The following is a 10,273-nucleotide window of genomic DNA, read 5'->3' as shown; positions in this document are numbered from 1 at the left end:
GGTATGCCGGGCCTCAATCCCCTCGCTCCGTTCAGCCTGAGCGAAGTCGAAGGCCACGTCCAGCCCCCGCCTGAACACCCCCGCTCCCAAAATACGTGACGAATTGGCGACAGCCCGGTAAAGGCCCGCCAATGACTCGTCCCACCGCCCGTACCCAGGCGCGCGCCGCCGCGCGCCTTGCCGCCGTTCAGGCGCTTTACCAGCATGACATGGAACAGACCCCGCTGGCCGCGCTGCTCCACGAATTCCACAATCATCGCATCGGCGCGACGATCGAAGACGTCGAATATGCCGAGGCCGACATCGATTTCTTCGACGACATCGTGAAGGGCGTGCAGGCGCGGCTGGGCGAGATCGACGTGATGATCGAGGGCAAGCTGGCCAAGGGCTGGACGCTGAACCGCCTCGACAAGCCGATGAAGGCGATCCTGCGCGCCGGCACCTATGAACTGATCGCGCGCCATGACGTGCCGGTCGGTGCGGTCATCAGCGAATATGTCGATGTCGCCCATGCTTTTTACGAAAAGCGTGAATCGGGTTTCGTCCACGGTCTGCTCGACGCGATCGCCAAGGTCGCGCGCACCTGATCCCTCCCCGATGACCGAGGCGGAGTTCATCGCCGCATTGCGCCGGATGCCGCTGCATCCCGGCGCGCACGGCCTGATGGACGACAGCGCGGTAATCGACGCCGGGCCGCTGGTCATCACCACCGACACGCTGGTCGAGGGGGTGCATTTCCTGCCCCAGGACCCGCCCGGCGATGTCGCGTGGAAGCTGGTCGCGACCAACCTGTCCGACCTTGCCGCCAAGGGGGCGCTGGTCGAGGGGGTGCTGCTCAACTATCCGCTGGGCGATGACGCCTGGGACCATGCGTTTCTCGACGGGCTGTCGCTCGCCCTCGCCCGCTTCGACGCGCGGCTAATCGGCGGCGACACGGTATCGTTGCGGGGTCCCCGCGTGCTGACGCTCACCGCCTTCGGCCGCGACGCCGCCGCCCCGGTGCGCAGCGGGGCGAAGCCGGGTGATGCCCTATGGGTGACCGGTACGATCGGTGATGCCGGGCTGGGGCTGGCCATCGCCATGGGCGGCGCTGGACCCGACACCCTGTGCGCGGCCTATCGTCGCCCCCAGCCCCGGCTGACGGAGGGCCGCGCGCTGGCACCCGTCGTCCATGCGATGATGGATGTCTCGGACGGCCTGCTGATCGATGCCGCCCGCATGGCGCAGGCCAGCGGTATCGCCGTCACCATAGATCTCGATGCCGTGCCCCTCTCCCCCGCCGCGCGCGCGCATGGCGGACAGGATCGGACGGCACTGCTCGCCGCCGCGACCGCCGGGGACGATTACGAACTCCTCTTCGCGCTGCCGCCGGACGTTACGCCGCCGGTCGCCGCCACGCGGGTCGGCCGGTTCGACGCCGGCGCGGGCCTGAGCCTGTTCGACGCCGCCGGCCAGGTCCCCCTGCCCCCGCGCCTGGGCTTCGAGCACGCATCCTCCATACGCTGAATTCGCTTTCTCGCCGCGGCCGCCCGGTGCTAATCCGCATTAGCCGGACATAGGGGAGAGCGTCCGGCCAAGGGGGATTGCGTGACCAAGGGTGTGACGAAGATGCTGGGCGCGTCGGTGACGGCGCTCGCCCTGATGAGCCTGACCGCGATGACGCAGGACAAGGCCGCGCCGCCGCCCGCGGACACCACGCCCGCGCCCCCCGTTACCGGCCCCGTTCCGGTCGAGGCCTTCGCGCTGCTGCCCGAGTTCGAAAGCCCCGCGCTGTCGCCCGACGGTACCCGCATCGCCGCCAAGCGCGCGCTCAACGGCAAGCAGTTCCTGATGGTCGCCCCGCTGGTCAAGGATCATGGCAAGCCCGCGCTCGCCGCGCTCAGCGACAAGGTCGACGTTAACTGGTGGCGCTGGGTCAATGACGAATGGCTGGTCGTCGGGCTAGGCAGCCAGGACGTGATCCAGGGCGAGGAATATTATGTCACCCGCCTGATCGGCATCCGCGCCGACATGCAGAAGATGGTGAAGATCGACTGGGAGAATTCGGGCTTCCGCGCCGACGAGGTGCTGTGGACCGCGCATGACGGCACCCCGCGCATCCTGTTCGCCAAGCAGACCGGCATCTACAACATGGCCGATGTCTATCCCTCGGTCTATGAAGCGGATGTCTCGACCGGGCGGGTCAAGCGCATCGCCAGCGGACAGACCGATGTGTGGGACTGGTATGCCGATGGCCAGGGCCAGCTGCGCATGGGCGTGCGCTACAGCGACGAGACGCGGCAGAAGAGCATCCTCTATCGCCAGAGCAACGCCGAGTCCTTCCGCACCATCGCGCGCGCCAATGGCCGCAAGGACGAATCGGTCCTGATCCCCAGCATCTTCCGCGCGGACGGCACCGCGCTCGCGATCGACGACAGCGACGGTTATGACGCGCTCTACGAGGTGACGCTCCCCGACCTGAAGCTGGGCCGCAAGGTCAGCGACGTGACCGGCTATGATATCGACGGGGTCATCCGCAACGAAGCGGGCAACGACATCGCCGCCATCCGCTATACCGACCAGCGCTATCATGATGCCTGGACCGATCCCCGGATCAAGGAATTGCAGGGCCTGATCGACAAGGCGGTCACCCCGCGCCGTGCCGAGATCACGTCCTGGGACACGGCGCGCGACCGCTTCCTGGTCGAGGTCGGCGGCCCTTCCCAGGCGGGGGCGCTCTATTACTGGGACATCGCCTATGGGAACATGCAGTTCCTGACGTGGAACAACCCGCAACTGCGCGGGCGGCGGCTGTCGCCGGTGCGCAGCGTCACCTACACGGCACGCGACGGCACCAGGATCGAGTCGGTGCTGACCCTGCCGCGCGGTCGCACCGACAAGAACCTGCCGCTGATCGTGCTGCCGCATGGCGGGCCGTTCGCGCGCGATTCGGAAAGCTGGGACTGGTGGACCCAATATCTCGCCGAGCTGGGCTATGCGGTGATCCAGCCCAATTATCGCGGCTCGTCCGGCTATGGCACCGACTTCGCCAAGAAGGGTGAGGGCGAATGGGGCCTGAAGATGCAGGACGACCTGAACGACGCCGTCACCTATCTGGCCAAGGAAGGGATCGCCGACCCCAAGCGGGTGTGCATGGTCGGCGCATCCTATGGCGGCTATGCCGCGATGCGCGCGGCGCAGCGCGACGGGGCGCTGTATCGCTGCGCCATCTCCTATGCCGGCGTCTCCGATCTTCAGGCGATGAAGCGCTACGATTCGCGCTTCCTGTTCGGCAAGACGCGCGCCGACTGGCTGCACAAACAGGCCCCGGATTACCGCGCCGTCTCACCCCGTTTCGGTGCCGCCGACATGACGATCCCGCTGCTGATCGTCCATGGCAAGGAGGACAAGCGCGTGCCGGTCAATCAGTCGCGGATGATGGCCGCCGCGCTGAAGGCGGCGGGCAAGCCAGTGAACTATATCGAACAGCCGCTGGCTGACCACCACTTCACCCGCGGCGAGGACCGGCTGGAATTCCTGAAGGCGATGGCCGCGTTCCTGGCCAAATATAACCCCGCCTGACGGTGCACGCCCGCTCGGCGCCAGCGACCAGGCGGCACCGATCAGGCGAAGGCGGGGGCCTGGCGGAGCTGTTGATAGGCGGCGATCACCTTTTGCAGCCGGGCCTCCTGGCTGCGGTCGCCGCCATTGCGGTCGGGGTGATAGCGGCGGACCAGCTCGCTATAGCGCCGCCGCAGCGCGCCGCGATCGGCATTGGCCTCCAGCCCCAGCACCTTCAGGCTCTCTCGGTCCTGCCCCGATAGCGGCTTGCCGTCGCTGCGCTCGGGCGCGGCTTCGCGGCGGTAGCGCGCGGCGATGGCATCGAGCGGATCGGAGAAGTCGGCCCAGCGCGGCCCCGGATCGGTGCCGCCTTGCGCGAAGGCACGCGTCTCGCGCTCCCACCCCGCATAGGGGCGCTGGGCGCGGTGGATCTCGTCGGCGCTCATGCCTTCGAAGAAATTATAGCGGCTGTTGAACGCACGGACATGCTCCAGGCAGAACCAGCGGAACTGGCCGGGGCCATCGCCGCCGCGTGCCCCCTCGGGCGGCGGCGCGCGGAACTCGCCCGCTTCCTCGCAACCGGCGTGATCGCAGGCGCGGCCGGTATTCTCGACCCGGCCGTGAAACCGGGCGCCAGGTTTGTCCTTGGGTGTTTCGCTGCTCGACCGACGCGCCACTGCTATCCGCTTGTCCCGAAAAACCGTCTATATAGGGGCCATGACCGATATCACCACCGCCCCGATCGCCGATCAGATCACCGCCCGCCTGACCGAGGCTTTGGCCCCCACGCATCTGGAGGTCATCAACGAAAGTGCGATGCATCGCGGCCATCTGGGCGATGACGGCACCGGCGAGAGCCACTTCCGCGTCGTCGTCGAATCGCCACTGTTCGCCGGCCAGTCGCGCATCGCCCGCCAGCGCATGGTGAACCACGCGCTGGCCGATCTGTTGTCGCAGCGTATCCACGCGCTGGCGATCAGCGCGAAGGCGCCCGGAGAGTAAATCATGCCCTATGACCTGTGGTACTGGCCCGGCCTGCCGGGACGCGGCGAATTCGTTCGACTGACGCTGGAGGCCGCGGGCCTGCCCTACCGTGATCGCGGCGTGACGGAAGGCGCCGAGGCGTTGCTCGCCGATATGCGCAAGGGCCACCGCCTGCCCTTCGCGCCGCCTTACTTGCGCGCCGAGGGACAGGCGATCGCGCAGGTCGCCAACATCCTCTACTGGCTGACCGAGCGGCACGACCTGGCGCCGGTGAGTGACCGCGTCTGGCTGAACCAGTTGCAACTGACGATCAGCGACATGGTGGCCGAGGTGCACAACGTCCATCACCCGGTCGCGATGATGGCCTATTATCACGAGCAGAAGTCCGAAGCCGCCCGCGCGGCCGCACAGTTTCGCGATGAGCGAATCCCCAAATTCCTCGGCTATTTCGAGGATGCTTTGGAGGGCCGCGACTGGATGGCGGGTGGACGCTGGTCGCCGGTCGACACCTCGCTGTTCCAACTGATCGCTGGCTTGCGCTACATGTTTCCGAAGCGCATGGCGGCGGTCGAGGGCGATTACCCGGCGCTCATCGCCCTGCACGACCGGGTCAAGTCGTTGCCCGGCATCGCCGTCTATCTGGACAGCGATCGGCGACAGGCGTTCAACGAGGACGGAATTTTCCGCCATTACCCGGAGCTTGACGCCGAATGACCCGCCTGCCCCGTCCCGCCGCGCGCATCCTGTTGGTGGATGGCGCGGGGCGGACGCTGATGTTCCGCTTCACCCCCGATGACCGCCCGCCCTTCTGGTGCACGCCCGGCGGCGCGGTCGATCCGGGCGAGAGCTATGAAGACGCCGCGCGCCGCGAGTTGCTGGAGGAAACCGGGCTCGACCGCGATTGCGGGCCGCAGGTGGCGCGGCGGCAGGTCGAGTTCCGCACCATCGAGGGTGTCGAGGTCGAGGCGGACGAGCGCTATTTCCGTGTCGATGTCGATGCGCACGCGGTGGACGGGGCGGGCCATACCGTCCTCGAACAAAGGGTGATGCAAAGCTGGCGCTGGTTCACCCGGCAGGAGCTGGCGGCGCATGACGAACCCTATTTCCCGACCGACCTGATCGCATTGCTCGACGCCACGGAGCCGACTCATGTTTGACGATTTCCTGCTGCGCACGCTGCAACCCTCCAGCCATGATCTGGGCGGGTTCAAGGTGCACCGCACGCTGCCCAACAAGGAGCGGACGATGGTCGGCCCCTTCATCTTCTTCGACCAGATGGGGCCGGCACAGTTCCTGCCGGGGGCCGGGATCGACGTGCGCCCGCATCCGCATATCAACCTGTCGACCGTCACCTATCTGTTCGACGGCGCGATCGGGCACCGCGATTCGCTGGGCAGCGATCTTGTGATCGAACCGGGCGCGGTGAACCTGATGACGGCGGGGCGCGGCATCGTCCATTCCGAACGCTCGCCCAGCGAGGTCCGGCCGCAGGGACCGGTGCTGTCGGGCATTCAGACCTGGCTGGCGATGCCCGAGGCGCTGGAGGAGATCGACCCGGCCTTCGAGCATGTGCCGGCGGGCGCCTTGCCCGTGATCGAGGGCCAGGGCGCCACCGCGCGGGTCATCATGGGCGAATTATGGGGAAAGCGCGCGCCGACCACGACCTATGCGGGCACCATCTATGCCGACATCGCGCTGGAGCCGGGCGGGAGCATCCCGATCGATTCGTCGGCCGAGGAACGTGCCATCTATTGCGCACTGGGCGAGGCGCGCCTGGAGGGCATGACGCTGGAGCCGCAGCGTCTTTATATCCTGAAGCCCGGAATCGCCGCGACCCTGCGGTCGGAGAACGGTGGCCGAGTGATGCTGTGCGGTGGCGATGCGTTCACCACACCGCGCCATGTCTGGTGGAACTTCGTCTCGTCGCGCCGCGAGCGGATCGAGGAAGCCAAGCGGGCGTGGAAGGCGTGCGAATTTCCCGAAGTGCCGGGGGACGATCTGGAGCGGATCGAGATCCCGGAGCTTCCGAAGACCGTCAGCTATCCGTGACGGGGGCATGGCCGTCGGCCATTCGCTCTGCGAGGCACCTTGCCCTCCCCCGGCCCCTCCCGCCTGCGGGGGGAGTAGGTTTGAGGTGAGGTTTGGGCGTGGCCTTCGACTTCGCTCAGGCTGAACGGCTGTGGGATCAGGCCCAGAATACCAAACCCCATTCAGCCTGAGCGAAGTCGAAGGCCATGGGTCAGCACCCGCACGCAAAAACAGTCCGCCGAACAGCGAACCGTCAAAACACCATCAATGTAGGAAAAATGGTGCCCAAGGGCGGGATCGAACCACCGACACTGCGATTTTCAGTCGCATGCTCTACCAACTGAGCTACTTGGGCCCACACCGCGATTGCGATTGGAGGCGTGCCTTTACGGGTGGCTTTCGCCGCTGTCCAGCCCCTCTTCGTCATTTTCTTTGACCGGGATGCGATAACCGTCGCCCAGCCATTGCAGCAGGTCGCGGTCCTTGCATCCGCGCGAGCAGAACGGGGTGTGCTCGGCGGCGGTGGGTTTGTCGCAGATGGGGCAGTTGGTCATGCGCTACGTTCCAGTTGCAGCGGACGGCCCGTGCGGCGCGCACATTCCGCGCGCCAGTCGGGATTCGCCATCAGTCGGTCATAAAGATTGGCGGAGAGCCGGTGCACCGTCGCCGGCCCCGGTGGCTCGCGCTCCCATTGACGCAGCAGCGCGCGGGCGCGGGCGCCGATCGGGTCGATGCCCAGCCGCTCGGGGATCGACGCACGCGGGCGCGGCCGCACGATCTGGAGGAAGCCGAAGCCGTTAACCGCCGTCCGCTCGAACGGGAGCGGCAGGGCGACGTCGAGCGCCTCGGCCACCGCCTGGCGCGGCCCCTTGCCCTCCAGCGTGGGGAAGTCGATGCCGATCGACCCGCCGATGCCGTGGCGCAGGATCGCCTCCGCCACCGCGCGGGCAGCGGCGATCGACAGCGGCTCGTGCGGGGGCGATCCGTCGACGTCGAACAAGGTCATCGCCGGGGTCGGCGTCATGCGCAGCACGCCCGGTCCGAAGCCGATCTCGCCCGTCACCGCCTCGTCGAGCAACTCGGACCAGCCCGCCGCCTCCAGATCGTCGGGCTGATGGGGCAGGAGTTCGCGCACTGGCAGGCCGGTCGCCGCGATTCGCATGCGCAGATCGGGGCCGGGGGCGGGGACAGCATCTTCGGGGGCGACCTGCGCCTTGGGCAGCTTGGAGCGGCCACGCTCGGGGATCGCTTCGCGGGTGACGATGACGGTCAGCGCGGCCCCTTGCGTCATCCCCTTGGGCACCGGCGCCAGCAGCACGTCGCCGCCCTGCGCCAGCATCACCCGCCCCTGCCGACCGGGGAGCAGCTCGACCAGCCGCCCCTCCGCCACCGTACCGACGGTCAGCGTTCCGGTCAGCTCGATCGCGGCCTGGACGATCCGGCCATCCTCGACCAGCGCGGCGCGCGCCTCGCCGATCCCGGCCTCATAGAGCCATTCAGACAAGCGGCAGTCCGGCGGCTTTCAGCAGGGCGCGGGTCTCGAACAGGGGCAGGCCGACCACGCCCGAATGGCTCCCTTGCAGGAAGCGGACGAACGCCTCGGCGCGGCCCTGAATGGCATAGCCTCCGGCCTTGCCCAGCCCCTCGCCGCACGTGATGTACGCGTCGATCTCGTCGTCGGAGAGCGGCTTGAACGCGACGATGGTGTCGGCCAGCCGCGTGCGCGCCTCGCCGGTGGCGTCGATGACGCACACCGCCGACAGCGCGTGATGCCGCCGCCCGGACATCAGGCGCAGCAACTTGCGCTGGACGTCTTGCGTGTCGGCGGGGGGCAGGATGCGGCGGCCGAGCGCGATGGTCGTGTCGCCCGCGACGACGATCTCGCCATCCGCACGGTCGACCGCATGCGCCTTTTCCACCGCCAGCCGCAGCGCATAAACGCGGGGGAGCTCGGCGGGGCGCGGCGCTTCATCGATATCGGGCGAGGCCACGCGGTCGGGCACGACTCCCAACCGCGCCAGCAGATCGCGGCGGCGCGGGGAAGACGATGCAAGGACGAGCGGCATGTGGGGCCGGTCGCTCACTTGAAGCGGTAGGTGATCCGGCCCTTGGTCAGGTCGTACGGCGTCAGCTCGACGAGCACTTCGTCGCCGACCAGCACACGGATGCGGTTCTTGCGCATCTTGCCCGCCGTGTGCCCCAGGATCTCGTGATCATTCTCGAGCTGGACGCGGAACATCGCGTTGGGGAGGAGTTCCACCACGCGGCCGCGCATCTCGAGCAGTTCTTCCTTGGCCAAAAAATACCTCGGTTCGTCGTGTTATAGGGTATGTCGAAGAGGCGCCGCCATAGCCGCAAAGGCGTCAAAAGGAAAGGCGTGGCCGATTCGATCCCGGATATGGGGTCGCGGGCCCGGCGGAGCAAGGTGGTGACCCCGCCCCGCGCCGGAGGATTTTACCGCCTGGGCCCCACCATTCCGAAGCGTGCGCCCTGCGGATCGCGGGCCAGCGCCGAATATTCCCCACCGGGGATTTCGCCGGGTTCCTGGTCGATCCGGCCGCCGGCCGCGCGCACCCGCGCCACCGCCGCGTCGATATCGTCCACCGCGACATGAAAGCGCCATCCCGGCGTCTCGCCCGGCGGCGTACCCATCAGCGCGCCCAGACAGATCGGCCCGTCGAACAGGAAGCGATATTCGCCCAGCTCGCCCATCGGCATGCCGCCCCGTTGGGTCCAGCCGAAATGCCGCCCGAAAAAGGCCAGCGCGCGCTCGGGGTCGCTGGCGATCCGTTCGTTCCACACGACATGACCGGTAGCGGGGCCGGTGCCATGTTCCACAAAGGCGCGCGACGGTCGGTCGTCCCCGGGCGCCATGATGTAGAAGGGCGCGCCCAGCGGATCGCGGACCAGCGCCATCCGCCCCACCCCCGGTATCGTCCAGGCGGGCATCAGCACGGATCCGCCATCCTCGACGATGGCGCCCAGCGATTCGTCGACATCGACGACCGGCAGATAGCCCATCCAGACCGGCCCGCCCGGCGAACCCGCAGGCCGCTGCATCAGCCCGCCGATCGCCTCGCCCTCGGTCGTCGCCACGATGCGATAGTCGATTCCGGCGATGCCGCTGTCGCAGGCCTGCCAGCCGAGCACCGCCGTATAGAATTGCTGCGCCGCCGCCACGTCGTCGGCCAGCAGCTCGTACCAGATGAAGTTCGCCATATCCTGCCCCCCGTCTCAGGCCCCCCGTCTCCGGTCTTTCGTCACGATCGCGCCGAGGGCGGGCGGTTCGTCCGCCTCTTGCCCGTCGACTCGGCCGCGCCAGGATGGCCCCGTTGCCGGGGGCTTGCAACCGCCCGTCGGGGACGCCCACCCGCCATCTTCGTGCGATCACCGCCATTGAGTAGGGAGCCGCCATTGGCTTAAGGCGTTGAGCGACGAGACGAGGGCCTGATGACCAACATCCCGAATACGCTTCCCGACAGCCGCGACACGACGATTCTGGACGCTCCCGACAAGATGGTGTCGGTGCGCGACCTGTTCGGTATCGACACCGACATGGAGGTTCCGGCCTTTTCGGTGTCGGACGAGCGCGTCCCCGATCTCGATCCCGCCTATGTGTTCGATCCCGACACGACGCTGGCGATCCTGGCCGGTTTCGCGCACAACCGCCGCGTGATGGTGCAGGGCTATCACGGCACCGGCAAGTCGAGCCATATCGAGC

The 10,273-nt window shown here is 67.8% G+C and carries 13 protein-coding genes, 1 tRNA gene and 1 pseudogene; 8 read left to right on the top strand and 7 right to left on the bottom strand.

Annotated features, from left to right (window positions below; translation table 11 throughout):
* Positions 1–131 precede the first annotated feature (131 nt).
* From nusB to ACQKJZ_RS15780, 3 genes are all read left to right on the top strand, one after another.
* Positions 132–587 carry a transcription antitermination factor NusB gene (nusB, locus tag ACQKJZ_RS15790; protein WP_427732222.1) on the top strand — a complete coding sequence of 152 codons (456 nt, stop codon included), beginning with the start codon at positions 132–134 and terminating at the stop codon, positions 585–587.
* A gap of 10 nt (positions 588–597) precedes the next feature.
* Complete coding sequence (gene thiL, locus ACQKJZ_RS15785; RefSeq protein ID WP_427732220.1) at positions 598–1,506, top strand: thiamine-phosphate kinase; 909 nt, start codon at positions 598–600, stop codon at positions 1,504–1,506.
* Positions 1,507–1,608: 102 nt separating this feature from the next.
* Positions 1,609–3,561: an alpha/beta hydrolase family protein gene (locus tag ACQKJZ_RS15780; protein WP_427732224.1), complete on the top strand. Its 1,953-nt coding sequence runs from the start codon at positions 1,609–1,611 to the stop codon at positions 3,559–3,561.
* A gap of 41 nt (positions 3,562–3,602) precedes the next feature.
* Here ACQKJZ_RS15780 and ACQKJZ_RS15775 read toward each other — a convergent pair whose 3' ends face one another.
* On the bottom strand, positions 3,603–4,217 hold the full coding sequence (locus ACQKJZ_RS15775; RefSeq protein WP_427732218.1) for a J domain-containing protein: 615 nt from the start codon (positions 4,215–4,217) through the stop codon (positions 3,603–3,605).
* A 40-nt stretch (positions 4,218–4,257) separates the two neighbouring features.
* Here ACQKJZ_RS15775 and ACQKJZ_RS15770 point away from each other — a divergent pair, with 40 nt between their 5' ends.
* From ACQKJZ_RS15770 to ACQKJZ_RS15755, 4 genes are read left to right on the top strand one after another with little or no spacing between them, the layout of a single operon-like run.
* On the top strand, positions 4,258–4,542 hold the full coding sequence (locus tag ACQKJZ_RS15770; protein ID WP_427732216.1) for a BolA family protein: 285 nt from the start codon (positions 4,258–4,260) through the stop codon (positions 4,540–4,542).
* A 3-nt stretch (positions 4,543–4,545) separates the two neighbouring features.
* Positions 4,546–5,238 (top strand): glutathione S-transferase, encoded by a 693-nt coding sequence (locus ACQKJZ_RS15765; protein WP_427732214.1) that lies wholly within the window; start codon positions 4,546–4,548, stop codon positions 5,236–5,238.
* Entirely contained in the window at positions 5,235–5,681 is a 447-nt protein-coding gene (locus tag ACQKJZ_RS15760) for an NUDIX hydrolase (protein WP_427732211.1), read from the top strand. Before ACQKJZ_RS15765 ends, ACQKJZ_RS15760 begins: the two co-directional genes overlap by 4 nt.
* Positions 5,674–6,573 (top strand): pirin family protein, encoded by a 900-nt coding sequence (locus ACQKJZ_RS15755; protein ID WP_427732209.1) that lies wholly within the window; start codon positions 5,674–5,676, stop codon positions 6,571–6,573. The genes ACQKJZ_RS15760 and ACQKJZ_RS15755 overlap by 8 nt, the downstream gene beginning before the upstream one ends.
* A 258-nt stretch (positions 6,574–6,831) precedes the next feature.
* Here ACQKJZ_RS15755 and ACQKJZ_RS15750 read toward each other — a convergent pair.
* The 6 genes from ACQKJZ_RS15750 to ACQKJZ_RS15725 form a co-directional block, all read right to left on the bottom strand.
* Positions 6,832–6,907 (bottom strand) — tRNA-Phe (locus ACQKJZ_RS15750).
* Positions 6,908–6,938: 31 nt separating this feature from the next.
* Positions 6,939–7,106: a DNA gyrase inhibitor YacG gene (locus ACQKJZ_RS15745; RefSeq protein WP_427732207.1), complete on the bottom strand. Its 168-nt coding sequence runs from the start codon at positions 7,104–7,106 to the stop codon at positions 6,939–6,941.
* Positions 7,103–8,056: a ribonuclease gene (locus tag ACQKJZ_RS15740; protein WP_427732205.1), complete on the bottom strand. Its 954-nt coding sequence runs from the start codon at positions 8,054–8,056 to the stop codon at positions 7,103–7,105. The genes ACQKJZ_RS15745 and ACQKJZ_RS15740 overlap by 4 nt, the downstream gene beginning before the upstream one ends.
* Positions 8,049–8,618 (bottom strand): Maf family protein, encoded by a 570-nt coding sequence (locus ACQKJZ_RS15735; RefSeq protein WP_427732203.1) that lies wholly within the window; start codon positions 8,616–8,618, stop codon positions 8,049–8,051. The genes ACQKJZ_RS15740 and ACQKJZ_RS15735 overlap by 8 nt, the downstream gene beginning before the upstream one ends.
* Positions 8,619–8,632: 14 nt before the next feature.
* Positions 8,633–8,851 (bottom strand): translation initiation factor IF-1, encoded by a 219-nt coding sequence (gene infA / locus ACQKJZ_RS15730; RefSeq protein ID WP_007403889.1) that lies wholly within the window; start codon positions 8,849–8,851, stop codon positions 8,633–8,635.
* Positions 8,852–9,006: 155 nt separating this feature from the next.
* On the bottom strand, positions 9,007–9,771 hold the full coding sequence (locus ACQKJZ_RS15725) for a VOC family protein (protein ID WP_427732200.1): 765 nt from the start codon (positions 9,769–9,771) through the stop codon (positions 9,007–9,009).
* A gap of 231 nt (positions 9,772–10,002) precedes the next feature.
* On the opposite strand from ACQKJZ_RS15725, the pseudogene ACQKJZ_RS15720 reads away from it, so the two are divergent.
* A pseudogene (locus ACQKJZ_RS15720) lies at positions 10,003–10,273 on the top strand (cobaltochelatase subunit CobS); the annotation flags it as partial.

The organism is Sphingomonas sp. NPDC019816 (assembly GCF_050274375.1).
Taxonomy (GTDB): domain Bacteria; phylum Pseudomonadota; class Alphaproteobacteria; order Sphingomonadales; family Sphingomonadaceae; genus Sphingomonas.
This window is presented reverse-complemented; position numbering and strand designations above follow the sequence as displayed.

Coding starts and splice junctions, on each gene's coding strand:
- ACQKJZ_RS15755 (WP_427732209.1), top strand. CDS start 5,674: ATGTTTGACGATTTCCTGCTGCGCACGCTGCAACCCTCCAGCCATGAT.
- ACQKJZ_RS15735 (WP_427732203.1), bottom strand. CDS start 8,618: ATGCCGCTCGTCCTTGCATCGTCTTCCCCGCGCCGCCGCGATCTGCTG.
- ACQKJZ_RS15760 (WP_427732211.1), top strand. CDS start 5,235: ATGACCCGCCTGCCCCGTCCCGCCGCGCGCATCCTGTTGGTGGATGGC.
- nusB (WP_427732222.1), top strand. CDS start 132: ATGACTCGTCCCACCGCCCGTACCCAGGCGCGCGCCGCCGCGCGCCTT.
- thiL (WP_427732220.1), top strand. CDS start 598: ATGACCGAGGCGGAGTTCATCGCCGCATTGCGCCGGATGCCGCTGCAT.
- ACQKJZ_RS15780 (WP_427732224.1), top strand. CDS start 1,609: ATGCTGGGCGCGTCGGTGACGGCGCTCGCCCTGATGAGCCTGACCGCG.
- ACQKJZ_RS15745 (WP_427732207.1), bottom strand. CDS start 7,106: ATGACCAACTGCCCCATCTGCGACAAACCCACCGCCGCCGAGCACACC.
- ACQKJZ_RS15770 (WP_427732216.1), top strand. CDS start 4,258: ATGACCGATATCACCACCGCCCCGATCGCCGATCAGATCACCGCCCGC.
- ACQKJZ_RS15765 (WP_427732214.1), top strand. CDS start 4,546: ATGCCCTATGACCTGTGGTACTGGCCCGGCCTGCCGGGACGCGGCGAA.
- ACQKJZ_RS15725 (WP_427732200.1), bottom strand. CDS start 9,771: ATGGCGAACTTCATCTGGTACGAGCTGCTGGCCGACGACGTGGCGGCG.